21 protein-coding genes are annotated in these 25,872 nt (G+C 64.0%); 11 read left to right on the top strand and 10 right to left on the bottom strand.

What is annotated here, in order from left to right; genetic code table 11:
* Positions 1-582: 582 nt before the first annotated feature.
* The 3 genes from AA0Z93_RS20475 (at position 583) to AA0Z93_RS20465 (ending at position 4,485) form a co-directional block, all read left to right on the top strand.
* Positions 583-1,047: a sigma-70 family RNA polymerase sigma factor gene (locus AA0Z93_RS20475; RefSeq protein WP_413048390.1), complete on the top strand. Its 465-nt coding sequence runs from the start codon at positions 583-585 to the stop codon at positions 1,045-1,047.
* Positions 1,044-1,985: a FecR domain-containing protein gene (locus tag AA0Z93_RS20470; protein ID WP_413047164.1), complete on the top strand. Its 942-nt coding sequence runs from the start codon at positions 1,044-1,046 to the stop codon at positions 1,983-1,985. Before AA0Z93_RS20475 ends, AA0Z93_RS20470 begins: the two co-directional genes overlap by 4 nt.
* A gap of 112 nt (positions 1,986-2,097) precedes the next feature.
* Positions 2,098-4,485 (top strand): TonB-dependent siderophore receptor, encoded by a 2,388-nt coding sequence (locus AA0Z93_RS20465; RefSeq protein ID WP_413047165.1) that lies wholly within the window; start codon positions 2,098-2,100, stop codon positions 4,483-4,485.
* A gap of 74 nt (positions 4,486-4,559) precedes the next feature.
* Here the strand turns inward: AA0Z93_RS20465 and AA0Z93_RS20460 are convergent, their stop codons facing one another.
* On the bottom strand, positions 4,560-6,032 hold the full coding sequence (locus AA0Z93_RS20460; RefSeq protein WP_413047166.1) for a methylenetetrahydrofolate reductase C-terminal domain-containing protein: 1,473 nt from the start codon (positions 6,030-6,032) through the stop codon (positions 4,560-4,562).
* A gap of 720 nt (positions 6,033-6,752) precedes the next feature.
* Here AA0Z93_RS20460 and AA0Z93_RS20455 point away from each other — a divergent pair.
* A complete protein-coding gene (locus AA0Z93_RS20455) occupies positions 6,753-7,058 on the top strand; it encodes a DUF1652 domain-containing protein (RefSeq protein ID WP_413047167.1) in 306 nt (101 codons plus the stop codon).
* Between the two features lie 89 nt (positions 7,059-7,147).
* On the opposite strand, the gene uvrA is transcribed toward AA0Z93_RS20455, so the two are convergent.
* From uvrA to AA0Z93_RS20440, 3 genes are all read right to left on the bottom strand, one after another.
* Positions 7,148-9,673, bottom strand: a complete 2,526-nt coding sequence (gene uvrA, locus AA0Z93_RS20450) for an excinuclease ABC subunit UvrA (protein ID WP_413047168.1) — start codon at positions 9,671-9,673, stop codon at positions 7,148-7,150.
* A gap of 178 nt (positions 9,674-9,851) precedes the next feature.
* A complete protein-coding gene (locus AA0Z93_RS20445; RefSeq protein WP_413047169.1) occupies positions 9,852-10,391 on the bottom strand; it encodes a WYL domain-containing protein in 540 nt (179 codons plus the stop codon).
* A 276-nt stretch (positions 10,392-10,667) separates the two neighbouring features.
* Positions 10,668-12,794 carry a TonB-dependent siderophore receptor gene (locus AA0Z93_RS20440; RefSeq protein ID WP_413047170.1) on the bottom strand — a complete coding sequence of 709 codons (2,127 nt, stop codon included), beginning with the start codon at positions 12,792-12,794 and terminating at the stop codon, positions 10,668-10,670.
* Positions 12,795-13,099: 305 nt separating this feature from the next.
* On the opposite strand from AA0Z93_RS20440, the gene AA0Z93_RS20435 reads away from it, so the two are divergent.
* Positions 13,100-14,311 carry a sugar transporter gene (locus tag AA0Z93_RS20435; protein ID WP_413047171.1) on the top strand — a complete coding sequence of 404 codons (1,212 nt, stop codon included), beginning with the start codon at positions 13,100-13,102 and terminating at the stop codon, positions 14,309-14,311.
* Positions 14,312-14,341: 30 nt separating this feature from the next.
* Here the strand turns inward: AA0Z93_RS20435 and AA0Z93_RS20430 are convergent, their stop codons facing one another.
* The 3 genes from AA0Z93_RS20430 to AA0Z93_RS20420 all read right to left on the bottom strand — a co-directional run bounded on the left by AA0Z93_RS20430 (position 14,342) and on the right by AA0Z93_RS20420 (position 16,963).
* Positions 14,342-14,923, bottom strand: coding sequence for a LysE family translocator (locus AA0Z93_RS20430; RefSeq protein ID WP_413047172.1), 582 nt, complete (start codon positions 14,921-14,923; stop codon positions 14,342-14,344).
* 50 nt (positions 14,924-14,973) lie between these two features.
* Positions 14,974-15,804: an AraC family ligand binding domain-containing protein gene (locus tag AA0Z93_RS20425; protein ID WP_413047173.1), complete on the bottom strand. Its 831-nt coding sequence runs from the start codon at positions 15,802-15,804 to the stop codon at positions 14,974-14,976.
* Positions 15,805-16,003: 199 nt separating this feature from the next.
* Positions 16,004-16,963: a LysR substrate-binding domain-containing protein gene (locus tag AA0Z93_RS20420; protein WP_413047174.1), complete on the bottom strand. Its 960-nt coding sequence runs from the start codon at positions 16,961-16,963 to the stop codon at positions 16,004-16,006.
* A gap of 146 nt (positions 16,964-17,109) precedes the next feature.
* Between AA0Z93_RS20420 and AA0Z93_RS20415 the strand changes: the two genes are divergently transcribed.
* Entirely contained in the window at positions 17,110-18,486 is a 1,377-nt protein-coding gene (locus AA0Z93_RS20415; protein WP_413047175.1) for an L-serine ammonia-lyase, read from the top strand.
* Positions 18,487-18,710: 224 nt separating this feature from the next.
* On the opposite strand, the gene AA0Z93_RS20410 is transcribed toward AA0Z93_RS20415, so the two are convergent.
* Positions 18,711-20,297 (bottom strand): ABC-F family ATPase, encoded by a 1,587-nt coding sequence (locus AA0Z93_RS20410; RefSeq protein ID WP_413047176.1) that lies wholly within the window; start codon positions 20,295-20,297, stop codon positions 18,711-18,713.
* Between the two features lie 395 nt (positions 20,298-20,692).
* On the opposite strand from AA0Z93_RS20410, the gene AA0Z93_RS20405 reads away from it, so the two are divergent.
* The gene (locus AA0Z93_RS20405; RefSeq protein WP_413047177.1) at positions 20,693-20,980 is read left to right on the top strand and encodes a hypothetical protein; all 288 of its coding nucleotides are present in this window, start codon (positions 20,693-20,695) and stop codon (positions 20,978-20,980) included.
* Positions 20,981-21,167: 187 nt separating this feature from the next.
* Here AA0Z93_RS20405 and AA0Z93_RS20400 read toward each other — a convergent pair whose 3' ends face one another.
* Positions 21,168-22,082, bottom strand: a complete 915-nt coding sequence (locus AA0Z93_RS20400) for an alpha/beta hydrolase (protein ID WP_413048391.1) — start codon at positions 22,080-22,082, stop codon at positions 21,168-21,170.
* Positions 22,083-22,286: 204 nt separating this feature from the next.
* On the opposite strand from AA0Z93_RS20400, the gene AA0Z93_RS20395 reads away from it, so the two are divergent.
* The 4 genes from AA0Z93_RS20395 to AA0Z93_RS20380 all read left to right on the top strand — a co-directional run bounded on the left by AA0Z93_RS20395 (position 22,287) and on the right by AA0Z93_RS20380 (position 24,921).
* A complete protein-coding gene (locus AA0Z93_RS20395; RefSeq protein WP_413048392.1) occupies positions 22,287-22,547 on the top strand; it encodes a hypothetical protein in 261 nt (86 codons plus the stop codon).
* Between the two features lie 49 nt (positions 22,548-22,596).
* Positions 22,597-22,836 (top strand): hypothetical protein, encoded by a 240-nt coding sequence (locus tag AA0Z93_RS20390; RefSeq protein WP_413047178.1) that lies wholly within the window; start codon positions 22,597-22,599, stop codon positions 22,834-22,836.
* A gap of 392 nt (positions 22,837-23,228) precedes the next feature.
* On the top strand, positions 23,229-23,657 hold the full coding sequence (locus AA0Z93_RS20385; protein ID WP_413047179.1) for a LexA family protein: 429 nt from the start codon (positions 23,229-23,231) through the stop codon (positions 23,655-23,657).
* Positions 23,647-24,921 (top strand): Y-family DNA polymerase, encoded by a 1,275-nt coding sequence (locus AA0Z93_RS20380; protein WP_413047180.1) that lies wholly within the window; start codon positions 23,647-23,649, stop codon positions 24,919-24,921. The genes AA0Z93_RS20385 and AA0Z93_RS20380 overlap by 11 nt, the downstream gene beginning before the upstream one ends.
* 149 nt (positions 24,922-25,070) lie before the next feature.
* Here AA0Z93_RS20380 and AA0Z93_RS20375 read toward each other — a convergent pair whose 3' ends face one another.
* Positions 25,071-25,676, bottom strand: a complete 606-nt coding sequence (locus AA0Z93_RS20375; protein WP_413047181.1) for a DJ-1/PfpI family protein — start codon at positions 25,674-25,676, stop codon at positions 25,071-25,073.
* Positions 25,677-25,872: the final 196 nt, after the last annotated feature.

Raw genomic sequence — 25,872 nt, 5'->3', positions numbered from 1 at the left:
GCAATGGGCAAGGCTTTGACCGGCAGGTGTATGCAGAGGTTGCATGAAGTGCGACCACGGGCCTGATGCCAGTCAGTTGAGCCGGAGTAGTGTTCATCAGGGCTGCTTCGCAGCCCATCGCGGCTGAAGCCGCTCCAACAGAAGGCGCATATTCTGTTGGAGCGGCTCCAGCCGCGATGGGGCGCCAAACGGCCCCAAGTGCTCACAAGCGGCCCCAATTGCTTAACTGACCGGCATTAGGCTGCGGGCACATTTTTCTGCATGGCAGCGGTCGCCGGGCCGGCGTGCAGTATGCCTTATTCGCAGGGTTATTGCCGCAGGACTAGTGGGTTGCCACCGGATTGGCCATCGCTGAAGCCGAGGCCGGCCAATCGGGTGATCCATCCGGCCAACGACACGCGACGGATGCGAGGAGTCGCCGGCCGTAAGCACGGCACGCGCCTCGGAAGATGCGAGTGGATTGCCATGGCTGTAAGAATTTATTACAGTTGAGAACTATTTTCATTGATGAGCCTTGCGATGGCTGCCCATTCGAGCTTTGCACGCGCGCGTCCAGATGCTCGCCAGAAGCTGCTCCATCAGCTGTTCGGCGACCATCATGGGTGGCTCCTGGGCCGCTTGCGGGCACGTTTGGGATGCGCTTGCGACGCGGCGGACATGGCCTCGGAAACGTTCGCACACGTGGTGGCATTGCACGACCCTCAGGCGATTCGCGAGCCCCGTGCGCTGTTGACCACGATCGCCAAGCGCTTGATGTACGCCAGCTGGCGTCGCCGCGACCTGGAGCGCGCCTACCTGGAAGCCTTGGCCAGCGAGCCCGAACACTTCGCCCCGTCGGCGGAAGAGCAGATGCTGGCCATCGAAACGCTGATCGAAATCGACCGCTTGTTGCAGGGGTTGTCCTCGCGCGCTCGCGCGGCCTTCTTGTACAGCCAGCTCGATGGACTGACCTACGCTGATATCGCACGCGAACTGGGTGTCTCCGCACCACGGGTTCATCAATACGTGGCTCAAGGGCTGCGCTGTTGCTTGGAAGCGCGTTCGTGAGCTCCGCGCTCTCGAAGACCCTGTTGGAGGCCATCGACTGGATGGCTGCCCAGCGCTCCGGCAGTTTCGATGCGCGCCAGCAACTGGCGTTCGAGCGCTGGTTGGCGGCGGACCTGCAGCATCAGGAGGCCTGGAACCTTTTGCAACGCAAGGTGCAGGCTACCTTCGCCGGTGTCGACGGGGTTTCGGGGCGCATGTTGATCCAGGAGCGGCCGGTACGCCGCCGCGCCTTGCTGCGGGGTGCGCTGGGGCTGGGCGCACTGGCGGCCGGCAGTTACTGTCTGACGCAGCCTGGTTGGCAGTTCGCCGGCTGGCGCGCTGATCTGAGTACCGGCACCGCACAGCGCCGACGGTTGTCCTTGCCCGATGGATCCTCGCTGACACTCAATGCCAGGAGCGCGGTGAACCTGGATTTCGATGGTGCGAGGCGCGATATCGAGTTGCTCGAGGGCGGCGTCATCGTCGAGGTGCGCGCCAGCGGGCGCGATGCATTGCGGCTGCGTTGCAGCCTGGGCATGGCGAGCATGGCCGAAGGGCGCTGCGTGATGATGCGTTTCGCGGAGCAGACCCAGGTATGGGCGCAACTCGGCGAGCTGCACGTAACGCACCTCAATGGCGCCAGCCTGCTGCTCGCGCAGGGGCAGGGCGTGCGCCTGACGGCTACCGGCATCGAACCGCTGGCCGTGTCGGCAAACAGTGCGGCGGCCTGGTCGCAGGGCATGCTCCAAGCGCACGAACTGCGTCTGGAGGCTGTCATCCAAGCACTGCGACCCTATCGCCGCGGCGTGCTCACGGTCAGCCCCGAGGCGGGGCGGCTGAAGATATCCGGCGTGTTCAGCCTCGAGCGCAGCGACGATGCCCTGGCCACGATCGCCGACCTCCTGCCACTGCGGGTCGAACGCGTGCTGGGGCTGTGGACCCGGGTGACCTTGGCCTGAGGCATTGAAAAAATCTTCGCCGGCCCCTTAACTTTTCGTTGGCTCATCGCACAAGGAAGGCAGTGCTGCGCTTAGCAGCTGATCTGTCCAGACACCGGAGAGTCATCCACCCATGCGCCCCCTGTTTTTCTGTCCGCTGGCCATCGCCGTCAGCATTGTCGCCGCGCCTATGGCACCCGCTTTCGCAGCCCCGGCCTCCAGCGCCTCCGCGCGCCAGACCTATGCCTTGCCCGCAGGCCCGCTGGAGACGACGCTGATCGCCATCGGCCAGCGCAGCGGTCGGCAGGTCGCGTTCCTGCCCGACGATGTGCGCGGGCGCCAGGCCCACGCGGTGTCCGGTCAGCTGACCGCCGAGCAGGCCGCGCAGCAGGCGTTGCAGGGTAGCGGTCTGTCGCTGTCGATCAGCGGCAATGGCGCGCTGCTGGTGCAGCCGCACACCGATGCCTTGACTTTGGGCGTCTCGGACATCAATGCCAGTGCCGACCGCGAATCGGCCTACGCGCCGGTCTACGGCTATGTGGCCAAGCGCGGGGCCAGCGCGACCAAGACCGATACGCCGCTGATCGAGACGCCGCAGTCGGTGTCGGTGGTGACCCGCGCCGAAATGGACGACCGCAAAAGCGACACTTTGGCCGACGCCCTGGGTTACACCCCCGGATTCGTCAGTCAGCCCAATGGCTTCAGCCGGGTGGCCGACGACTACACCTTGCGCGGTTTCAACGTGGGTTCAGGCACCGGGGGCATGCTGCTCGACGGCATGAAATTGCAGTCCAGCGTCTACGACGGCGGTATCGAGCCTTTCGGGCTGGAGCGTGTCGAGGTGCTCAAAGGTGCGTCTTCGGTGCTGTATGGCCAGTTGTCGCCGGGCGGATTGATCAACGCGGTGAGTAAGCGCCCCACGGATACGCCCTTGCACCGGGTCAGTGCCGAGTACGGCAGCCATAACCGCCGGCAGTACACGTTCGACCTCGGCGGGCCGCTGGACGAGCAGGGCGAGTTTTCCTACCGCCTCGACGGCTTGTGGCGCGACGCCGATACCCAGGTGGATCACATCGGCGATGACAAGCGCTACATCGCGCCGTCGCTGATGTGGAAACCCAACGACAGCACCTCGCTCACCCTGCTTGCCAGCCACACCGAAGCCCTGACGGGGCTGACGCCGCCCTTGAACTACGCCATGACCACGTTCAGCCCCAATCCGGGGCGCAAGATCGGCCGCGACGACTTCGTCGGCGAGCCTGGCTACGACCATTTCAACAGCCGTATCGACACACTCGGGTATATCGTCGAGCATCAGGTCAGCGACGATCTCAAGCTGCGTCACGCCTTGCGCTATTACCAGTCCAACGTGTCGTGGAGCTACCTGCTGCCGTTCAGCATCAGCGGCAACCGGCTCAATCGCCGCTACAGCGAGCGCCAAGAGCGTTCCACTGGCTGGACCACCGACAACAACGTGGAATGGACACTCGACAGCGGTCGCTGGCAGCACCGCGTATTGGCCGGCATCGACTACTACCACAAGACTTACGACACCCATCGCCACATCAGTGCCACGGTGGCGCAGCTGGCCCCCAGTCTCGACCTCTCGACCTTCGCCTATACCGGTGTCGGCAATAACACGGCCGCAGAATCGGGCTGGGACATCCACAGCCGTCAGGTAGGCGTGTACCTGCAAGACCAAATCACCTTCGACGAACGCTGGGTCGTCCTGCTGGGCGGGCGCCAGGACTGGGCCGAGAGCCGCAACTACTCCTACGTCACAGGTAGCCGCACGCCACGCAGCGATCGCAAGCCTACCGGCCGTGTGGCCCTGCTGTATCTGTTCGACAACGGCATTGCGCCCTATGTCAGCTACAGCCAGTCGTTCCAGCCTGCCGATGTCGCCAACCCGGGCGTGGCGCAGACGTTCGATCCCATCGAGGGCGAGCAGTACGAGGTGGGTATCCGCTACCAGCCGCCTGGCAGCGATACGATGCTCAGCGCGGCGGTGTATCAGTTGACGCAGACCAATGCCATCACCTACGACGCCCTCAGCGGACAGTACGAGCAGTACGGTAAGAGCCGCTCCAAAGGACTGGAGCTCGAAGCCAAGACCGACCTTGCCGATGACCTCAGCCTGACCGCCGGCTACAGCTATACCGACGCCCACGTGCTGCAGGACAATGTGCTCAGCAACGTCGGCAAGCGCCTCGAAGGAGTGCCGTACCACAATGCTTCGCTGTGGACCGATTACCGCCTGGCGGCATTCGGCTTGCCGCAACTCAAGGTGGGTATGGGTGCGCTCTATACCGGTACCACGCGTACCACGCCGACCGCCACCGACCGCAAGATTCCAGCCTATACGCGCTTCGATGCGCGCATCAGCTACGACGTCGACGAGCATTGGCAGTTGGCTGCCAAGGCACAGAACCTGACCAACGCGTCCTACCTGTCGTGCACCACCTCATGCCGTTATGGCGACGAGCGCAGTGTCATCGGGTCGGTCAGTTATCAGTGGTAAGGATTCTGACGTATATCGTCTTCGACGAACCGAACAGTCCGCCGCGACCCGCTCGGCAGCGGGCGCGCCACAGATCAATGCGGGTGCCGTAGTGGGGCGGCGGCAGGGTCCGGCGCCGCCGCGAACCACCCGGGCCAGGAGCTACGGTGCCGGCTGCCCACCTCCACGCAGTCGATCAACGCCTCGCTGGCCAATGCCGCCATACGGTCCGCCTTGGCCATGCGATAGCGCACACTGTGGATGCATTCGCGGTCGCCGAACTCGCAGCGGTTCAGGCGCGTGCCGCCGCACGGGCCGTTGGCCAGCCCCTTGGGGCAGGTTTCCGGGCACACGTACAGGGTTTGCTCCAGGCGGCAGCGTCCGCAGGTGTCGCAACCCACCAACGGCCGTTTCGCCGCGCGTTCCAGGCGATGCAACCAGCGCCCGCCGCGAGCGCCTTGCCACAGCGGCCGGCGCACGATCCAGGCGAATGCTCGGCTCAGTGCGGTCGTGCCGCCGAACACCTGATGGTGCAGCGCCGAGAGCAGTCGAAGCCGCGCCGTTTCCTTGAACGACGGTGCCACCTGCGCTTGCCCCAGCGCCCACTGGGCACGCTCGGGGCGAAAATCGACCGGCGCCACGCCGGGCATGTGCCAGGCCTCGGCCCAGGCCGTCTGCCACTGAGCCTGGTCGCCGACCTCGGCCCGACAGGCGTCGATGGCCGCCTCCAAAGCGGTCAACTGCTCCGGCTCATGCATGCCCGACAAATGCACCCCGGCATAGCCGATGCGTTGCAGCTGCGTCACTTGCAATGCCAGGCGGCGCAGGCTGCGGCGCTGCGCGAACGCCTTGGACACCCCGGCTTCGGCTTCGAGCATGCGCAGCATCGAGGCCGATACCGTGACCCCGGCCACGTGCTGAAGCATCTTGGCGCGGCCGTGGGTGACGGCGATCAGACAGGCGATCAGCGGCTTGGGGGTGGGTTGGTCCTGCATCCACTGCCAGGCTTCGACGTGTTTGGTCATGTCGAAACCCAGTTGCAGGTCGAGAAAGTCCGCGCCGGCACGCAGCTTCTTGGCCGCTTTGAAATACTGTGCGCCGCCTTCTTCCTCGTGGTACTTGAACGGGTTCAACGCCGCACCTAGCAGCCAGTCCGGACGGGCCTGACGGACGATGGCCAAGGCTGCGACCGACTCCAGGTAGCGCACCGGGTGGGCGCCGGGCTCGTGGCCTTGCAGACGGTCGCCGGTCAGCACCAGCAGTTGGTCGAGGCCAGCGGCGTCCATGCGTTCGAGCTGGGCCAGCAGGTCCTGGCGCTCGCGGTCCTTGCCGGAAAAGTGCAGCAGGGTCGGCACGGGGTGCTTCAGGCTGGCATGGGCCTCGAGCGGCGACAGGTCCAGGCGGCTACCGACCCGGTCGCCGATCGACACCGTCATCGGCCAACCGCACAGCTCACCACGGCCCATCATGCTGGCCAATGCGTCGAAGCGCGCAGCCGAGGGTTTTGGCACGAACTCCAGGATGCAGGCGAAGCGGCCTTGCCGCAGGGCGGTCTTGAGGGTGGACATGGCAGGTCTCTCGGACGATGCAGCGCTGAACCAATGGGAAGGCGTCGAAGCACCCGGCGGGGGTGCATTGGCGGTGCGTTGCGGCAGGCATCCTTAACGCTGATTCGCCGCTCACGGCGTCTAGTGTGACGCATTGCGCCGCGGCGCGTTGTCCTGCCGCGCAGGCTGCATTGCTGAACCCGACATCGACTGTGATCCATTTTCTCGGTAGAGCTCATGCACGCAGCCAAGTTTTCAGGCGACCAGAGCCATATGAGCGCGATGATCGGGCGCTTCGTTCAGCCGCGATGGCCGGCCTCGCCGGCCCAACTCAATCCACCGGGGTTTTCTCGGCAAAGCGCGGTGCCTGGACAAGGCCCGAGCAGCCGGCTTGCTGGCCAGGAGCGTTTGGCTGAGGTGCTTGACTCTGTTCCAGCCCGCTGTTCGAAGGTCTACTCGGAAACGCCAAGACCACCGGTCGCCCGTCATCATCAGTCGGCCGGACGGTCGTGGGTCGAGGGCGTTCTTCCACTATGGTGGATACAGCTGCGCCGAACACCTGTCGGCACCCATGCACATGCCAGTGCTGCGGGGCCAGGCCGATACCGCGCAGCGCGGCGACAGGTCATGGCGCGGTAAATGCGCCCAGGCTTTCAGCAAGCGCGGTGTCGCACTCGCTGTACGCCGTGCCCAACCCAGGCGTTCATCCCGCGGCGCACTGGCTACAGCGAGGTTGGCGACATGTCCTTGATAGGCGTTTCAACACTGGAACTGCGGCAGATGATCGAGCAGGCCTGCCTGCCCGACCGCTGCGAAGTCTCCTGCTCGGATGGGGGCTTCCTGACGCTGCGTCTGGGCCAGGGTACGACCCTCGACGATTGCGTGACCCTCACCGGCGTACCGATCGACAGCCTGAACAGCTGCCGTGACGTGCTGGCGCTGGTCGGTCAACTGCGCGCACAGCGGCGCCCGCAAGGCGCCGCTACGGTGGCCCGCATCCATGAGGTCGGGGCGCAATGCCCCGGCTCGTGGCAACGATTGAGGTGACTTTCCGTACCGCAGACCCGGATGTCATGCCCCAGCTTGGGGTAGCGGCCAGCGCAGTCTTTCGCACCTGCTCGGGTCGCTGGCTCTTTTCATAGGCACTGCGCCAGGAAGCGCGCAGTACGGCTGTCTTCGCAGGCCGCGACCTCCTCGGGCGTGCCCGTTGCGACCACACGGCCGCCTTGAGTCCCGGCACCCGGCCCGATGTCGATCACCCAGTCGCTTTGCGCCACTACGCGCATGTCGTGTTCCACCACCAATACGCTGTGGCCGGCATCGACCAGGCGGTTGAGCTGCACCAGCAGGCGGTCGACGTCTTCGGGGTGCAACCCTGTGGTGGGCTCGTCGAGCACGTACAGGGTCGCGCCACGCGCCTGGCGCTGCAGCTCGGTCGCCAACTTGATGCGTTGCGCTTCGCCTCCCGACAGTTCGGTGGCCGGTTGGCCCAGGCGCAGGTAGCCCAAGCCAATGTCGGCCAGTACTTGCAGGCTGCGACGGATGGCCGCTTGTTCGGCGAACACCTCCAGCGCCTCGGCGACGGTCAGTTGCAGCACATCGGCGATGTTCAGGCCTTGCCAGGTCACGGCCAGCGTTTCCGTGTTGTAGCGCGCGCCGTGGCAGGTCGGGCAGGGCGCGTAGACGCTGGGCATGAACAGCAGCTCGACGCTGACGAACCCCTCGCCTTCGCATTGCGGGCAGCGACCCTTGGCTACGTTGAAGGAGAAGCGCCCGGCGTCGAAGCCCTGGGCCTTGGCCTGCTCGGTGTTGGCGAACAGCTTGCGCACCGCGTCGAACAACCCGGTGTAAGTGGCCAGGTTCGAGCGCGGGGTGCGGCCGATGGGTTTCTGGTCCACGTCCACCAGGCGCTTGAGGTGCTCGAGGCCCTGGGTGATTTCACCGGTGCTGGGCAATTGGGCATCGTCCTCCAGGCTCGGCGTTTCGCCCTCGTTCACCACTTGGCCGCGGCCCAGTTGCGCGCCGACCAGCTCCAGCAGCGCCTGGCTGATCAGGCTGGATTTGCCCGAACCGCTGATGCCGGTCACCGAGGTGAAGCAGCCCAGCGGTACGGCGACGCTGACATGCTGCAGGTTGTTGCGGGTGATGCCTTGCAGGTGCAGCCACTGCTCGGGCTGGCGTGGTGCGCGTGGCGTGTGCGTGTGTTCGTCGAACACGTAGGCGCGGGTGCGCGATTCGGTGATGTCGGCCAGCCCCGCAGGTGGGCCGCTGTACAGTACCCGCCCACCGCGTTCGCCGGCATCGGGGCCGACATCGACCAGCCAATCGGCACGGCGCATGGTTTCGACGTCGTGCTCGACCACGTACACCGAGTTGCCGGCTTCCTTGAGACGCTGCAAGGCGCTGTACAAGGCTTCGCTGTCGGCCGGGTGCAAGCCGGCCGAAGGTTCGTCCAGCACATAGATGACGCCGAACAACTGCGCATTGAGCTGGGTCGCCAGGCGCAGGCGCTGCAATTCGCCCGACGACAGACTCGGCGTGCTGCGCCCCAGCGACAGGTAGCCCAGGCCCAGGTCGAGCAGGCTTTGCAGACGAGCCAGCAGCTCTTCGGCGATGCGCTGAGCGGCCAAGCGCTTTTCCGCAGACAGGGCCGGCTTGCCCGAGGCCTCGTCGTTACCGGCGGCGACCCGCTGCAGCACCTCGCCTAGCTCGTCGAGGGTCAGCTGCGACAGCTCGGCGATGTCCAGGCCATCGAAGGTCACGCTCAATGCCTCGCGCTTGAGCCGCTTGCCATGGCAGGCCGGGCACGGCCCAGGGCGCATGAACTGCGACACACGCTGACGCATCTGCGCGCTCTGCGAATGCATGAAGGTATGCAGCACATAGCGCCGCGCACCGCTGAACGTGCCTTGGTAACTGGGTTCGAGCTTGCGCGACAGGGCCGCGCGGGTCTGCGCCGGGGTCAGGCCCGCGTACACCGGTACGGTCGGGGTTTCATCGGTGAACAGGATCCAGTCACGGGTTTTCTGTGGCAGGTCGCGCCAGGGGATATCCACGTCGTGGCCCAGCGTCACGAGGATGTCGCGCAGGTTCTGCCCTTGCCAGGCCGGGGGCCAGGCGGCCACGGCGCGCTGACGGATGCTCAGCGAAGGGTCGGGCACCAGGGTCTGCTCGGTGACCTCGTAGACCCGGCCCAGGCCATGGCATTCGGGGCAGGCGCCTTGCGGGGTGTTGGCGGAAAAATCTTCGGCATAGAGCATCGCTTGGCCGTCGGGGTAGTGGCCGGCGCGCGAGTAGAGCATACGGATCGAGCTCGACAGCGTGGTGACGCTGCCCACCGACGAGCGCGCGCTGGGCGTGCCGCGCTGCTGCTGCAGGGCAACCGCCGGCGGCAGCCCTTCGATGGCATCGACGTCCGGTACGCCGGCCTGGTCGATCAGGCGCCGCGCGTAGGGCGCCACCGACTCGAAGTAGCGCCGCTGGGCTTCGGCATAGACCGTGGAAAAGGCCAGCGACGATTTGCCCGAACCCGAGACGCCGGTGAAGACCACCAGGGCGTCGCGGGGAATCTGCACATCGACGTTCTGCAAGTTGTGCTCACGGGCACCGCGCACGTTGACGAAACCGGTAGGGGTGAAGGGTGAGGGCGGTTTGGCGGGCATTGGGCGGTCCTGTAACGGCTGGAGGGCTGGCTGTGGCGGGCATGTCCTGGGTCGGCCCGGTGGTTCGATGCCAGGGCTCGCCGCTGCCGCACAGCGCCTAGGTATGGACCGTAGCCGCCGCTGGCGGTTCGAAGCGCCAGCGGTGGTCCGCACAGCACAACGACCGCGCGGTACGAGTTCAGGCGTGGTTCAAGGTAAGGGCGTGCTGCAAGCGCTCGCGCATGGCTGCGCGCAGTGCATGGGGACGCTTGACCCGTAGCGAACCGGCGTGGGCCAGCAGCCAGGCCATGAGCTGGGGTTCGTCGCTCACCGTGGCTGCCACATGAGCGCCGCCTTGGCTATCGCGACGCAGTTGCATGTCGTCAGCCAAGGGCGCATCGAGCAGTTGCTCGGCCAGGGCGGCATCTACCCACAGGCACAGTTCGATTTCGCGCGAACGCGGTGCGCAATCGTCGAGGATGATGGGCACATGGCCATGCACGGTGGGGTCGGGCCGCAGGTACCAACCGAACGGCGTGCCCTTGTCGTTGCAACGCAGCGGAAACAAAGCCGCCAACTCGTTGAGGTCGCGCTCTATGGTGCGCTTGCTGGTGCTGTGGCCTGCCTCGGTGAGGGCGCGGTGCAGATGGGTCGAAGTGGTCCCGGGGTGCTGGGTGGGCAACAGCTTGAGCAGTCGCCATTGGCGGGCGATGGTCTGTCGAGTGGAGTTGCTGGGCAAGGTCGAGTCCGTAATGGCACATGGCTATATTTGCCAGCATAGCCTGCGTCGCTCACGGCGCCAAGCCTCGCGTCGCCAATGGAGAGTGTTGGACGGAAACTGCAAAGGCCCGGAGTAGAGCCGGTGCGCCAGGGCCACAGAGACCCGGCGTGCCGGCTTTGGCCCTGTCTGGAATGCCGTGGTACTCATCTGGGCTGCGTTGAGAGCTGGTGGGGGCGCCTAGCTAGGGCGCTTCGGCCTTGCCTAGCCTCGTCTCAGACCTGTTCAGACGAAGTTCTAGAAGGTGTACGACACCCCTGCCTGAACCGTGCGTGGAGCGCCAGGGTAGGCATAGGTGTTGAACGCGCCTTCGTCATAACCTTTGTTGAAGAGGTTCTTCACGTCCAGGTTCAGGCGCACGTGTTCGTCGACCTTGTAGTAGCTGAGCAGGTCGACCACGCTGTAGCGCTGCATGGTGTAGGTCAGCGCCTCGGTCTGGCCCTTGCGGTCGTCCACGTACTTGAGCCCTACGCCCAGACCCAAGCCCTTGGCCACGCCGTCCTGGAACTCGTAGGTGTTGAGCAGGCTGAAGCTGTTGCGCGGAATGTTGGCCAGGCGTGTGCCGGTGGGCAGGCGGTTGTCCTGGGTCACTTGCGCGTCGACATAGGCATAACCGCCGATCATGCGCCACTCGGGGGTGATGTTGCCGGCGACGTTGATGTCCAGACCGCGGCTGCGCACCTCGCCTGCGGCGGTCTGGAATGCGCTGTCGACCGGGTCGAGGGTCAGCACGTTTTCCTTGACGATATGGTAGAGCGCGGCGTCGACGCTCAACTGCCCGTCCAGCGCCTCCCACTTCATACCCAGTTCATAGGACTTGCCTTGCTCCGGATCGAAGCCGCCGCCTTCGCGTGCCGCGCCCGTGTTGGGCTTGAAGGAACGTGCGGTGTTGGCATAGACCGCCAGGCTATCGGTCAGGTCGTAGATTAGGCCCAGCCGTGGGGTGACGGCGTTGTCGCTCTTTTCGAAGGAGCGGCTGGCCAGTGCGTAGTCCTCGTTTTCGTTCTCGAAGCGTTCCACGCGCAGCGCCGCCAGAGCCTTGAGGCGCTCGGTGAGGGCCACTTGATCCTGGACGAAGAACGCCCAGGTCTTGAGGTTGGACTTGTCATGGGCCGGCGTGCGCGTCAGCGCAGGGCGCGGCTGGCCGAGCACCGGATTGTAGAGATCGATGGGGTAAGCCGTGAGCGACCCGGACGAACGCATGATGATCGACTTGTAGTCGTAGTCTTCGTATTCCACGCCGGTCAGCAGCGTATGGGAAAACGAGCCGGTGTCGAAATGGCCGGTCAGGTTCAGCTGGTAGTCGCGGTCGCTCCACTCCAGCTTGCGGTAATTGAAGTTGCGCCCCAGGGTGCGGTCGTCGGCTTGCAAGCCGTTGGCCTCCACGGCATTGCCCTTGAGCGTGCCGTCGAGCCATTGCAGGCCGCCGCCCAGGGTCCAGTCGTCGTTGAGGCGATGCTCGAAGCGCAACTGGGCCATGTCGTTGTCGTTGTGCAGTAGGTTGTCGCTGCCCTTTTCCCAGATGTACGTATCGCGCGAGGCGCTGCCGGATTGGCGGGTGTAGCGGGTCAGGCCGCGGTCGAGCGGGTGGTTGTTGCGCATGAAGTCGCCTTCGAACACGATCTTGGTGCTGTCGTTGACCTGCCAGCTGAGCACCGGCGCGACGTCGTAGCGTTCGGTCTCGACGTCGTCGCGAAAGCTCTCGCCGCCTTCGCCCAGCAGGTTCAGGCGGTAGGCCAGGCTGCCGTCCTGGTTCAGCGCGCCGGTGGCGTCGAGGGTGGCGCGATGCATGCCCTGATCGTCGATCTGGCTGCCCAGGGTGACCTTGGGCGCGGCCTGCGGCTGCTTGCTGACCACGTTGAAGGTGCCGCCGGGATCGCCACGGCCGTATAGGGCGCTGGCCGGGCCACGCAACACTTCCAGGCGCTCGACGGTGTTGGCGTCAGGGGCGTTGGGGTAGCCACGGTTGATGGGAAAACCGTTGCGGTAGTACTCGCCGGTGGTGAAGCCGCGCACGGTCACGGTGGTCAGGCCTTGGCCGCCGAAATTGTTGGCCCGGCCAACGCCGCCGGCGTAGTCCAAGGCGTCTTGCAGGCGGGTGGACGCGGTGTCTTCGACCACGTCTCCGGGCACCACGCTGACCGACTGCGCGGTTTCGTGCAGCGCGGTATCGGTGCGCGTGGCACTGGCGGAGCGGCTGGCCTTGTAGCCCTGTACCGGGCCATCGGCACGTTCGTAATCGCTGTCGGCGCTGATGCTCACGGCATCGAGCTGAATGTTGCCGGCCTCGACCGGCGCTTGCGCAGCCCAGAGCAAGGTAGGCGCGGCGGGAAGCAGGCACAGCGTGACGAACGAACGGCGCATCGAGTGAGGTCCTGAAGCAGTGGAAAAAGGGTGAAATAAAAATGCGACGCGATCTTATGTGAGAATCTTTACCAGTTACAAGCTGTTTGGTGTACCAGATACCGCTGCGCCATCCTCCGCGCAAGGTCGGCAGGCACCGTCGCTACAGCGTTCTTGCTTCGATCTGCATGTTTTCGAGCGGTTGATGCTCCTTCTTCCGACGCGTACCATGCCTGGCAATCCTTCCAATAACAGTTTCTCGCCGGCGCCCCATGGGCGGATGGCGTATTGCCCATTGCTGCGTTTCGGAGAACTCCACCTCGCCCATGAACGGTCCAATCCCTACCTCGATCCCTGCTCCGGTGGGCGGCGGCAGCTGGCTCAGCGTCATTGCGCTGGCCTTGGCCGCGTTCATCTTCAACACCACCGAATTCGTGCCGGTGGCCCTGCTCAGCGACATCGGCCGCAGCTTCGCCATGACTCCGGCCCAGGTGGGGTTGATGCTGACCATCTACGCCTGGGTGGTGGCACTGGCCTCGCTGCCGATGATGCTCATGACCCGCAACGTCGAGCGCCGGCGCCTGCTGACGGTGGTGTTCGTGGTGTTCATCGTCAGCCATGTGCTGTCGTGGCTGGCACAGAGCTTCGCCATGCTGCTGGTCAGCCGCATCGGCATCGCGCTGGCCCATGCCGTGTTCTGGGCCATCACCGCTTCGCTGGCGGTACGTGTGGCGCCGCCGGGGCAGCAGGCCAAGGCGCTGGGGTTGCTGGCGACCGGCACCACCCTGGCCATGGTGCTGGGCATTCCGCTGGGACGGGTGGTGGGCGAGGCCCTGGGCTGGCGCATGACCTTCCTCGGCATCGCCGCCGTGGCGCTGGGCACCTTGCTGTGCCTGTTCAAGTCGCTGCCGTTGCTGCCCAGCCAGAACTCGGGTTCGCTGCGCAGCTTGCCGATCCTGTTCAAGCGCCCGGCGCTGGTCATCACCTATCTGCTGGTCGCCTTGGTGATCACTGCGCAGTTCACCGCCTACAGCTACATCGAGCCGTTCGCGCTGGACGTCGCGAAGATCGGTGGTGAGCGCACCACCTTGGTGTTGCTGCTGTTCGGCGGTGCCGGTCTGTTCGGTTCGGTGCTGTTCAGCCGTTACAGCGAGCGCTTCCCCCACGGCTTCCTGCTGGGCGCCATCGGTTTGCTGGGGGCGTGTCTGCTGTCGCTGCTGCCGCTGTCGGGCAGCTTCTACGCATTTGCAGGGCTGAGCATGCTGTGGGGCATCGCCATTCTCAGCTTCAGCCTGTCGCTGCAGGCCAAGACCCTGAAACTGGCCAGCGATGCCACCGACGTGGCCATGGCGCTGTTCTCGGGCATCTACAACATCGGCATCGGCGGCGGCGCTTTGCTGGGCAGCATCGTCAGCAGCCAGCTGGGCGTGGCCAACATCGGGCTGGTGGGCGGTAGCGTGGCGCTGCTGGGGTTGCTGATCGCGGTGCTCAGCACGCGCCGGTTGATCCAGACCGACGTGACCCGCCAAGGGCAGTGACCCGTCGGTCGATCGCTCACTACGTACCACTCACCACAGGCTGAACCAGGCCGAGGCCAACAGCAGCGCCGCCAGGCCTCGGTTGAACCAGCGCAGCGCGCCTGGGGCCTGCAACCAGCGCGCGCTGCTGGCGCCCAGCCAGGCCCAGGCGGCCATGCACGGCAGCGCGACCAGCAGAAACACCATTGCCAGCAACCCAACCGGCAATGTCGGGCTGGCGAACACACCGATCACCGCCACCGCCATCCACCACACCTTGGGGTTGAGCAACTGCAAGCCCGCCGCAGCGCCCGGGCCGAACGTTCCAGCCTGGGTCTGTTGCAGCGGTGCGCCGGCGCTGCGCAGCATCTGCAGCGCCAGCCAACTCAACCAGGCCACTCCCAGCCAAGCCAGCCAGCGCTGCACCTGCGGCTGGCCCAACAGCCAATCGCCCAGGCCCAGACCCACCGCTAGCACGATGCCTGCCGCCGCTACGCAGGCGGCCAGCACCGGCGCCAGGCTGGCGCGCCAACCGCACCGGGCGGCATGGGCCAGGATCAGCAGGTTGGTCGGTCCGGGGCTGATGCTGGCGGCGAAGGCGAACAAGGCGAAGGGCAACAAAGCGTGTGACATGGGCAGGGCTCCAGATGAATGCGAACCCAGCCTGGCGTACGGGCGCCGCCTTAGTCTGGAAGCTTTGTGCAGCGTTTGCGGTAGTCGGCCGGCGTCAGCCGGTAGGCGCGGCGGAACCAGCGGCCCAGATGGCTCTGGTCGGCGAAACCCAGACGCGCGGCGACATCGACCGGGGTATGGCCGCGGGCCAGCAGCCCGCGCGCTTGCGACAGGCGCAATTGGATCAGGTAGGCGTGCGGCGCGATGCCGTAGGCGGCTTTGAACGCGCGGGTCAGCCGGTAGCGGTCGGTGCCACAAGCGACGGCCAGCGCATCCAGGCCGATGTCCTGATGGGCGTGGGCGTGCAGGTATTCCCGCGCGCGCTGCGCGGTCAGCGGCAGGCGTGGATCGGGGTGCAGACGCTTGCGCCACTGCAAGTGGCGGGTGAGGGCGGCCAGCAGTTCGTCGCTGGCGGTCTGGCGCACGATGCGCAGTTCCTGGCCATGCAGCGCCTGGAACGCGTGCAGGGTGGCGCCGGCCAGCAGTGTGTCCTGGCACAGGGTATCGGCGAAACCTGGCAAGGCATGTTGCGGCACCTGCTCGAACACCGCGTGCAGCTCACGCTCCAGCCATTGCGGGTCGAGGTAGAGCATCGAGTAGGTGAAGCCGTCGGCCGTTGGCGCGTGGCCGTCATGCAGCTCGCCGGGTTCGAGCAGGAACACCTGGCCGGGGGTGCTCTGGTGGCGCACGTGGCGGCAATTGAACTGCTGCACGCCTTGTTCGGTGACGCCAACCAGAAAGCTGTCATGGAAATGCGGGTCATAGGCATGCCCGACGAAGTGCGCGCGAACCGACTCGATACCGGTGTCGGCGTCTTGGTTGAGGTCGATCCAGTTGCTCATGGGCGTCTCCAGGGCGCCGGGTTCGGAAGGAAGTCAGCATTCGCCAGGTGCGGGTCCGGGTGCCACTTCAGCGTTGGCAGGCAAACGCGCGGACAACGCCTGAGGTCCGATGGGCTGCGCGTGGCCAGACCGCGCTCACAGCCTAACCCTCGTCGGCCGGCGGCGTCTGGAACGTCTGTGCAATCCCGAACCTCCTCTTTCATTGCAGCCCACCCCCGTCGACCAACGTCAGCGGGTGCAGCATGCGGAAATTCTGCGCTTCCTCCACCAGCCAGTCGTGCACCGCCCGCGCGCCTGGCTGCAAGAGACCGGCTTGGGAGTAGAGCAGCACATAGCGTTTGTGGTTGGGGATCGGCACGCCGAACGGCACGATCAGCGCGCCACGCTCCAATTCGTCGTTGAGCAGCGTACGCCGGGCGATGGCCACGCCGACACCAGCGATGGCGGCCTCGATGCTCAGGTGGTTGCGGTTGAAGGTATGGCCGCGGCGCACGTCGAGCCCGCCCGCACCGATGCCGTCCAGATAGAACTCCCATTCGGCGTATTCCGAGCTGCCGCGCCAGGCGGTGATGTCGTGCAGCAAGGGGTAGTGCATCAGGTCCGCCGGGCCATGCAGGGGCGGGCGGCCGCGCAACAGGGCCGGGGAGCAGACCGGGAAGATCTGTTCGTCGAGCAGCGGCGTGGAGAGCATGCCCGGATAGCTGCCGTCGTTGAGGTCGATGGCCAGGTCGAACTCGTCTTGGTGCAGCGCCTGGCTGCTGTCTTCGGCCACCAGGCGCAATTCGATGTCCGGGTAGCGTTGCTGGAAGCGCGGCAAGCGCGGCGTCAGCCATTTCGCCAGGAACGAGGGGATCGAGCGCAAACGCAAGGTGCCGCGGATCTCCCCGGCGTCCAGGCGCAACAGCTCGGCCTCGATGCTGCCGTAGGCATCGCTGACGGTCTGCGCCAGGCGCTGGCCTTCGGCGGTGAGCTCCACGCCACGGGCACGGCGCACGAACAGTCGAAAGCCCAGGCGCTCTTCGAGCAGGCGCATCTGCTGGCTGACGGCACCGGGCGTGATGTGCAGCTCTTGTGCGCAACGGGTGAACGACAGGTGCCGGGCGGCACAGGCGAATACGTGCAGCCAGACGTACACCTGGCCATTCAGCTGCCCTTTCATGGTTTAGTCCTGCTAAAGGCTTGGTTAGGAAGTTTCGTTGGTCATTGTAGGCGCTGCGGAACACCATACGCTTCAACAGCAGTAAACATCTACGTTCCGCAGGTTCCGTGCGCCACCCCTAGGGTGTCGCACCGCGAGGTATTAGCATGGCTATCAGTGTATTCGACCTGTTCAAGATCGGCATCGGTCCCTCCAGTTCCCACACCGTGGGGCCGATGCGGGCCGCCGCCACCTTTGCTCGGGCGTTGCGCACCGCCAACCTGCTGGAGCAGGTGACACGGGTCGAAGTGCGCTTGTATGGCTCGCTGTCGGCCACAGGCATCGGCCACGCGACCGACCGCGCCTGCCTGCTCGGCCTGATGGGGCAGTGGCCCGATCAGATCGATCCGCACAGCATCGAGCCGCGCATCGCGCAGTTGCACGAAGAACGCTGCCTGATGCTCGACGGCAGTCAGCCGGTGGATTTCGACTATGCCCGCGACATGCGCCTGCTCGACGAAAGCCTGCCGTACCACCCCAATGCCATGACGATCGAGGCATGGCAGGGCGAGCGGAGCCTGCTGAGCCAGACCTATTACTCGGTCGGCGGCGGTTTCATCGTCGAAGAAAGCGAGATCGATGCGCCGGCCAGCACCGACGACCAGGTCGAGCTGCCCTATGAGTTTTCCTCCGGCGCCGAGTTGCTGGCCTTGTGCAAGACCTACCACCTGAGCGTCAGCCAGCTGATGATGGCCAACGAGCGTGCCTGGCGTTGCGAGGAAGAAATACGTTCCGGCCTGTTGAAGATCTGGGCAGCCATGCAGCAGTGTGTTGAGAACGGCCTGCACAATGAAGGCATCCTGCCTGGCGGGCTCAAGGTCAAGCGCCGCGCCGCCAAGCTGCACCGCAGCCTGCAGGAGATCGGCAAACCCAACGTCATCGGCTCGACCTTGAGCGCCATGGAATGGGTGAACCTGTTCGCCCTGGCCGTCAACGAAGAGAACGCCGCCGGCGGACGCATGGTCACCGCGCCCACCAACGGCGCGGCCGGTATCATCCCGGCGGTGTTGCACTACTACATGAAGTTCAACCCCGGCGCCTGCGACGACGATGTGGTCGACTTCCTGCTGGCGGCGGCCGCAGTGGGCATTCTGTGCAAAAAGAACGCCTCAATCTCCGGGGCCGAAGTGGGCTGCCAGGGAGAGGTGGGTTCGGCCTGCTCCATGGCCGCCGCCGGCCTGGCCGACATCCTCGGCGGCACGCCGGCGCAAGTCGAGAACGCCGCCGAGATCGCCTTGGAGCACAACCTGGGCCTGACCTGCGACCCGGTCGGCGGCCTGGTGCAGGTACCGTGCATCGAGCGCAACGCCATCGCCGCCGTCAAAGCCATCAACGCCGTGCAGATGGCGCTGCGCGGCGACGGCGAGCACTTCATCTCTCTGGATCGGGTGATCCGCACCATGCGCGACACCGGCGCCGACATGCACGCCAACTACAAGGAAACCTCGCGGGGTGGTTTGGCGGTGGCGTTCGTCGAGTGTTGAGCGATCGGCTGCGATGAAAAATGGCGCTTAAGCGCCAATGTTTTTCCTTGTAAGCGACTGGGGCCGCCCTGCGGCCCATCGCGGCTAAAGCCGCTCCAACAGAATATGCGTCCTCTGTTGGAGCGGCTTTAGCCGCGATGGGCTGCAGGGCGGCCCTAATCAATACTATTCCGACTTAACTGACCGGCATTGGCCTGAGCGCCGTTTTTGTGCAACCGGTGGAATCAGACCACCACGCCCTGACTGCGCAGGTAGTCGTCGTAGGTGCCGCTGAAATCGACCACGCCTTCGGGCGTCAACTCGACGATCCGAGTCGCCAGCGAGGAGACGAACTCACGGTCGTGGCTGACGAACAGCAACGTGCCGGGGTAGTTCTCCAGCGCCAGGTTCAGCGCCTCGATCGACTCCATGTCCAAGTGGTTGGTCGGTTCGTCCATCACCAGCACGTTGGGCTTCTGCAGGATCAGCTTGCCGAACAGCATGCGGCCCTGTTCACCACCGGAGATGACCTTCACCGACTTGAGAATCTCGTCGTTGGAGAACAGCATGCGCCCCAAGGTGCCGCGGATGACCTGCTCACCGCTGACCCATTGGCCCATCCAGTCGAACAGCGTCACGTCGTCTTCGAAGTCGTGCGCATGGTCCTGCGCGTAGTACCCGACCTCGGCGCTGTCGGTCCACTTCACGTCGCCCGCGTCCGGCTTCAGTTCACCGACCAGGGTGCGCAGCAGGGTGGTCTTGCCGATGCCGTTGGGGCCGATGATCGCCACGCGCTCGCCGGCTTCGACGGTGAAGCTGAAGTCCTTGAACAGCACTTTGTCGTCGAACGACTTGGCCATCTTCTCCACCACCACGGCCTGGCGGTGCAGCTTCTTGGTCTGCTCGAAGCGGATGAACGGGCTGACCCGGCTCGACGGCTTGACCTCGGCCAGCTGGATCTTGTCGATCTGCTTGGCGCGCGAAGTGGCCTGCTTGGCTTTCGAGGCGTTGGCCGAGAAGCGGCTGACGAAGGTCTGCAGCTCGGCGATCTGCGCTTTCTTCTTGGCGTTGTCCGACAGCAACTGCTCGCGCGATTGGGTCGCGGCGGTCATGTACTCGTCGTAGTTGCCTGGGAACAGGCGCAACTCGCCGTAGTCCAGGTCGGCCATGTGCGTGCAGACGCTGTTGAGGAAGTGCCGGTCGTGGGAAATGATGATCATGGTGCTGTTACGCACCGTCAGAATCGTTTCCAGCCAACGGATGGTGTTGATGTCCAGGTGGTTGGTCGGCTCGTCGAGCAGCAGCACGTCCGGGTCCGAGAACAGCGCCTGGGCCAGCAGCACACGCAGCTTCCAGCCCGGCGCCACTTCGCTCATCGGGCCGAAGTGCTGTTCCAGTGGAATGCCCAGGCCCAGCAGCAGTTCGCCGGCACGGGATTCGGCGGTGTAGCCGTCCATTTCGGCGAACTCGGTTTCCAGTTCGGCGACGGCCATGCCGTCTTCCTCGGTCATTTCCGCCAATGAGTAGATGCGCTCGCGCTCGGCCTTGACCTTCCACAGCGGGCCGTTGCCCATGATCACCGTGTCGACGACATTAAATTCTTCATAGGCGAACTGATCCTGGCGCAGCTTGCCCAGGCGGGTGTTGGGCTCAAGCATGACCTGGCCGCCGCTGGGCTCCAGGTCGCCGCCGAGGATCTTCATGAAGGTGGACTTGCCGCAGCCGTTGGCACCGATCAGGCCATAGCGGTTGCCGTTGTTGAATTTGACCGAGACGTTTTCGAACAGGGGCTTGGAGCCGAACTGCATGGTGATGTTGGCGGTGGAGATCAAAGCGTTTACCTATCAGTCGCTAACGACGCTGGAAAGCCGTTGGGTGCCAAGGCGGCGCCGAACCTGAGACGTTCCAGCTTGCTCCCGTCGGAGCTTGGGTAGTGGCAACAGACGTGCGTCACCAGCAGCGAAATGCGCCGTGACTTGGCTGTTGGGTGATGAGTGCGGGGTTGAGACCGGACAGTGGGCGCATTGTCGCATAGGTATGGCGGTAGTTATATGGGTTGTAGATGGATGATCGTCGTCATCGCTGCCAATGCGCTGCGACACAATTCCCGGCCCGTCGTAAGCGAACCCACCGTCCATATGCCCGCCTGATCGGGCAATGGAAGAGCGGCTGCAGAATGCAGTAGAATCATCTTGCTATCAATCTCACTGACAGGGAGTATCAGTAATTGGCACACGTTCACTTTCAGAAAAACGGCATATCTCGAGAGGTCAAAGCTGGATTTTCTTGGACCGTTTTTTTCTTTGGTGCATTTCCGTTTGCGTTCAGAGGGCAATGGGGCTGGTTCGGGCTCACGGCCGTGCTGTGTCTTCTGACCTGGGGCTTGGCGGGTTTTGTCGTAGCCTTTTTCGCCAACAAGATCACCGCCCGCTGGTTGATCGAAAATGGCTGGAAAGTATCGGCAGGAACCCCACCCGAAAGTTGGGGTTTTCACCCTGCGGCCTTGGCCAATTGATGTGATGTAAGCGGCAGATGCCTTGGCACCAACGCTCATTCAACGCGTTGGTGCCGGCGCTCCATGCACCATTGAACGACTGTGGCGCAGATGACGCCATGTTCCGGCATAAGTCGTCCCTCTTTGTAGACTGCCGGTTGTGGTAATCACACTATGTGCCAGGAAGTGGCGAGTACACCCAACTGGGTCAACCGTAGTTTTTTTGCCTAGCAAGCACCCACCGCCATACCCCCTCGATAACCGCCTGACCCACCCCAAAGTGCACGAAACCATGCGGCGCCTCTCGCACCACCCACAGGTCAACCGCCGCAACCTCTGCCCAGCGCGTCGCCATCTGAAGCGTGTCGTCCAGCAAAGGGTCGCGCTCCCCAACTACCAGTAACGCGGGCGGCAGGCCATCCAGATCCGCATACAGCGGTGACAGTGGCGGCATCCGACGTTGTTCATCGCTCAGCCCTGGGGTCAATCGACGCATCGCGCTCGCCATCCCTGGCCCATCCAGCACTAGAGTATCGGGACCCGCAGCGTGCACGCTTGGGGTGCCGGCGAGGTCGTACACACCGTAGTAGAGCACCGCACCCTGGATGCGGCGCAGCAGCTCGGGCCATGCCTTGAGGCCTAGCAGGCAGGCAGCGGCAAGATGCCCCCCGGCCGACTCACCCACCACGATCACCGGCAGCCCCTGGAAGGTGGGGTTGCAAGGATCGAGCAACCAGCGTGCAGCCATGAGGCAGTCCTGCATCTGTTCTTCGATGGACGCACTTGGCGCAAGACGGTAGTCGACAGACACCACCGCCGCGTCGCAGGCATCGATGAACCCCAGGTTCAGCGCATCGTTCATGCTCGGACTACCGATCACCCAGCCGCCACCGTGAACGTCGAGCACTACCACCTTGGGCGCATTCTTGGGGTACAGGATGCGTACCGGAACCGTCGCGTCTTCTACGCCGACCACCTTGCGCTCGGCACGTACCCCATGCCGAACGAGCTTGGCGCCCCGCAATTGGCTCAGTTTGAGCAGCCCCTGAATGCCTTGCAGGACAAATTTATGAGGAATGCGAAAGCGCGGCAGCCGAGCCAGGACTTTATTGAGCCGGCGCATGTGCGCGAGTTCCTGGTCGGTGCCACCAACGGTCTGACGGTTCAACACGGTGTGATCTCCGGTAGTGCAGATGCATAGGTTGACCGCTTGGCTGCACTCGCAGTTGCAAGTCAATCGTGACCCTGCGCAGACGCATTGGCGTTCAACTACAGTTCTGTTCTACACAAATGGAATTCAGTAAAACCAATGGAGAAACACTCGATGATGAAGATGACGCTCACTGTTGCCGGGCTGGCCCTCGGCGCCCTTTTGAATGTGCAGGTGGCGCATGCCGAAGGCGAACTGGGGAAGGGCGTGCGGCACGATGTCCGAGAGGTTGACAAAGGCGTTGATCATGATGCCAAGGAAGTCGACAAAGGGATCGAGCACGATGACAAGGAAATCGACAAAGGCGCAGATCATCTGGACAAGGAACGGCACAAAGAAGACAAGCACATAGACGGCGAGGTGAAAAAGCACCTCTGAAAAGAATTCGTGAAGCCCAACAGACCGTATCGGATCGAGAGCATTTTGCATGAAATACATGACTGCACTGGCCTTCTGCGCTTTTCTCGCCCCAGGTTTTGCCGCCGCCAAGGACGACCATCACGAGTGCGAGGCTGCTCTGGACAAGCTCAAATCTGCCACCGAGGCAGACTTCACTAAAACCGGGCACCATGAGCACCAGCAGGCTAAAGAAGCGCATGCCTCCGGCGATTACAAAAAATGCGCCGATCAGGCCAATAAAGCCCTTTCTCATCAAAAAGCCGGATAGGCTCGAAACTGAAAGAGCCCAGCTCAAAGCTGGGCTTTTTCGCTTTCTGAGATCGAACATACACGTTGAACACGATTGCCAAGCGACCAGTCTGGCCAACGGCCTGGTATCGGGATCAGTAGATAGAGGGTCGGTCCAGAGCAAGAAAGCCCAATATGATTGCCCACGCTCGTGCGATGAGATGAAATGCTTAATCGTACTGGTTACGGCTTCTTTACAGGTCGGATGCCAACACAATAGCCGAAGATGTTGCTCTATCGACGTATTGGCCCAGTACCATCCAAACACGCCGTGCCGCTCGCTGATCCGAAAAATCCTGCATCGACATTGACCAATCACCAACGGCTGGATTAACTGTATATACATACAGATAACCCTCAGGCCCTCCAACCATGTCAATCACCTACCTGGGTACGCCCATCGACGGCTCCGAACGTCATCCGGTTTACGCCTTCCTCATCCCAGCAGGCTTCCCTTCGCCAGCAGCCGACCATATCGAGCGGCATATCTCGCTGGACGAGCTGTTCGAGCTCCGTGCGCCCCAGGTGTACCTGGCCAAGATCGAAGGCGACAGCATGCAGGGCGCAGGGATCTACTCCGGTGACCTGGTGATCGTCGACCGAGGACGTGAGGCCGAGCATGGCGACATCGTGATCGCAGCCATCAACGGCGAACCGGTGTGCAAACGGCTTCACCGTCGCGACGGGGTGGTCATACTCAAATCGGAAAACCGCTCCTATCCGCCGCGCTACGTCATGGAAGGCGACGAACTGTCCATTTGGGGCGTGGTTCGGTATAGCGTGCGCGACCATGCGCAGTGAGCAGGTATTCGCGCTGATCGACTGCAACTCGTTCTATGCGAGTTGCGAGCGCGTGTTCAGACCGGATCTGGCCAAAACGCCGATCGTGGTGCTCTCGAACAACGACGGCTGTGTCATTGCCCGGTCATACGATGCCAAGCCGTTTGTGAAGATGGGGGATCCTTACTTCAAGGTCCGGGACAAGTTGCGCCAGCATGGCGTCAAAGCGTTCAGCAGCAACTATGCGCTGTACGGCGACATGAGCGAGCGCGTCATGAGCATCATCGAAAGCATGGTGCCGGAGGTCGAGGTCTATAGCATCGACGAGTGTTTCGCCGATCTCACTGGAATTCGCGAGGACCTGACCGGTTTGGGTCGGACCATTCGCAGCCGCATCTACCTATACACCGGACTTCCGGTGGGCGTGGGCATCGCTGCCACCAAGACTCTGGCCAAGCTCGCCAACCACACCGCCAAGCGGCTGTTGGCGCATACGGGCGGCGTGGTCGATATCTGTGATCCCTTCAAGCGCGATTGGGTGCTGCGCAACACCCAAGTCAGCGAAGTGTGGGGCATTGGCCGGCGCATGACCGGCCATTTGGCGGAGATGGGCATACGGACGGCGATGGACCTGGCCAATGCGGACGCAAGAACGCTGCGCGAGAAGTTCAGCGTCGTGGTGGAGAAGACGGCACGGGAGCTGAACGGTGTTCCCTGCCTGGAGCTGGACGAAACCGAGCCCGACAAGCAGGAGATATGCTCGAGCAGAATGTTCGGCATGCGCCTGAGCGAACTGGCGCCCATCGAGCAGGCGGTGGCCACTTACGTCGCCCGCGCGGCGGAAAAGCTGCGCGCGCAAGGTTCGATGTGCAAGCGCATGCGCGTGAGCATCCGCACGGGCATGCACAGCGTGGGTGAGCCGCATCATGCCCAGGGTGCGCTGGTCGAATTGCCCTATCCAACCAACGACACGTTGCTGCTGACCCGCCTGGCCACCGAAGCGGTGGGCCTGGTCTTCCGCGAAGGCTATCGCTACAGCAAGGCCGAGGTTCTGCTCATGGACTTGCGCAAGGCGGGCGAGTTTTCGGGCGATCTGTTCGCGCCCGCCCAGCCGGTCGAGTGCGATCGGCTGATGCAGGTGGTGGATACGATCAACAGGCGCTGGGGGAGGGGAACGGTAAGGGCCGCCAGTGTGCCGGCGTCGCCGGACTGGGCAATGCGGCGGGACATGATCAGCCAGGCGTACACCACTCGAGTGGATCAGCTGTGGACGATCCGCGGATGAGTCTTCAGGCGGTCAGGCGACCCGGCAGGCCGAGGCAGTAGGCCAAAAGCGGTGGCGGGTCGGTCCGGATCGTCGCGCTGCGACGCTGGATGCGACCCCCTCGGTTGCAGCGAAACGCTGGGTTGCGTCCCACCTAGGCCTCCACCGCCCTATGGATCCTGCGTCCAATCGAAATCCATCTGCCGCGCGGTACGCTCCGCCAACGCCCGGCCATGCAGCCGCTCCACCACATGCAGGCTCATGTCGATACCGGCCGAAATGCCCGCGGACGTGACGATGTTCCCCAGGTCGACCCACCGCACAGCGCTGGATACCTCCACTGCGGGAAACATCTCCTTCAAATCGTCGAGGTCTTCCCAATGGGTAGTGGCCTGCCGACCGTCCAGCTTGCCGGTCTTGGCCAAGAGGAACGCGCCGGTGCAGACCGAAGCCACCAAATGGCCTGCCAGCAAATGGCGGTCGATCCATTCGATGACATCCGCTTTGCCCAGCTCTGCCGTGACGACGCCGCCAGGTACGATGAGGCAATCGAGCTTGGGATGGGTGTGGAGGTCATGGTCGGGATCGACCTTGAGGCCGGCTCGAGCACGGATCGAACCGAGCGTGCGCCCGACGGTGAAGACATCGAACAGCGCAGCGTCCGTGTTGCCGTCGCGGCGATGCAGGCGAGCGGCGGTCGTGAATACCTCGTAGGGCCCGGCAAAGTCCAACACTTCGACTTCGTCGAATACATAGATTCCGATGTTGAGCGGCATGGCAGAACTCCAGCGATGTGCGCGAGCGAGGTGTATTTGCTCTATTGCAAACGAACGAGTGGGGCGGTGCGTGGAAATATCCGTCATGCGGCGAGCATTGCCAAGCGGACGGCGACTTCTCTGCTCCAGCGAGGTCGGAGGTCAAGTCGAGCCGAACGGGCATGGGTCGATTGAGCGTTCGACGGTGCCACTTACG

The sequence above is a fragment of the Pseudomonas phoenicis genome, from assembly GCF_047302395.1.
Lineage (GTDB): Bacteria > Pseudomonadota > Gammaproteobacteria > Pseudomonadales > Pseudomonadaceae > Aquipseudomonas.
The sequence above is the reverse complement of the archived record's forward strand: the minus strand, read 5'-3'. Positions and strand labels throughout refer to the sequence as shown.

Excerpts from the sequence above, each read along its gene's own strand:
- AA0Z93_RS20455 (WP_413047167.1), top strand. The coding sequence starts at position 6,753 with ATGTCCTTGATAGGCGTTTCAACACTGGAACTGCGGCAGATGATCGAG.
- AA0Z93_RS20395 (WP_413048392.1), top strand. The coding sequence starts at position 22,287 with ATGAAGATGACGCTCACTGTTGCCGGGCTGGCCCTCGGCGCCCTTTTG.
- AA0Z93_RS20440 (WP_413047170.1), bottom strand. The coding sequence starts at position 12,794 with ATGCGCCGTTCGTTCGTCACGCTGTGCCTGCTTCCCGCCGCGCCTACC.
- AA0Z93_RS20380 (WP_413047180.1), top strand. The coding sequence starts at position 23,647 with ATGCGCAGTGAGCAGGTATTCGCGCTGATCGACTGCAACTCGTTCTAT.
- AA0Z93_RS20435 (WP_413047171.1), top strand. The coding sequence starts at position 13,100 with ATGAACGGTCCAATCCCTACCTCGATCCCTGCTCCGGTGGGCGGCGGC.
- AA0Z93_RS20400 (WP_413048391.1), bottom strand. The coding sequence starts at position 22,082 with ATGCGCCGGCTCAATAAAGTCCTGGCTCGGCTGCCGCGCTTTCGCATT.
- AA0Z93_RS20460 (WP_413047166.1), bottom strand. The coding sequence starts at position 6,032 with ATGTCCACCCTCAAGACCGCCCTGCGGCAAGGCCGCTTCGCCTGCATC.
- AA0Z93_RS20415 (WP_413047175.1), top strand. The coding sequence starts at position 17,110 with ATGGCTATCAGTGTATTCGACCTGTTCAAGATCGGCATCGGTCCCTCC.
- AA0Z93_RS20385 (WP_413047179.1), top strand. The coding sequence starts at position 23,229 with ATGTCAATCACCTACCTGGGTACGCCCATCGACGGCTCCGAACGTCAT.
- AA0Z93_RS20425 (WP_413047173.1), bottom strand. The coding sequence starts at position 15,804 with ATGAGCAACTGGATCGACCTCAACCAAGACGCCGACACCGGTATCGAG.
- AA0Z93_RS20390 (WP_413047178.1), top strand. The coding sequence starts at position 22,597 with ATGAAATACATGACTGCACTGGCCTTCTGCGCTTTTCTCGCCCCAGGT.
- AA0Z93_RS20465 (WP_413047165.1), top strand. The coding sequence starts at position 2,098 with ATGCGCCCCCTGTTTTTCTGTCCGCTGGCCATCGCCGTCAGCATTGTC.
- uvrA (WP_413047168.1), bottom strand. The coding sequence starts at position 9,673 with ATGCCCGCCAAACCGCCCTCACCCTTCACCCCTACCGGTTTCGTCAAC.
- AA0Z93_RS20420 (WP_413047174.1), bottom strand. The coding sequence starts at position 16,963 with ATGAAAGGGCAGCTGAATGGCCAGGTGTACGTCTGGCTGCACGTATTC.
- AA0Z93_RS20375 (WP_413047181.1), bottom strand. The coding sequence starts at position 25,676 with ATGCCGCTCAACATCGGAATCTATGTATTCGACGAAGTCGAAGTGTTG.
- AA0Z93_RS20430 (WP_413047172.1), bottom strand. The coding sequence starts at position 14,923 with ATGTCACACGCTTTGTTGCCCTTCGCCTTGTTCGCCTTCGCCGCCAGC.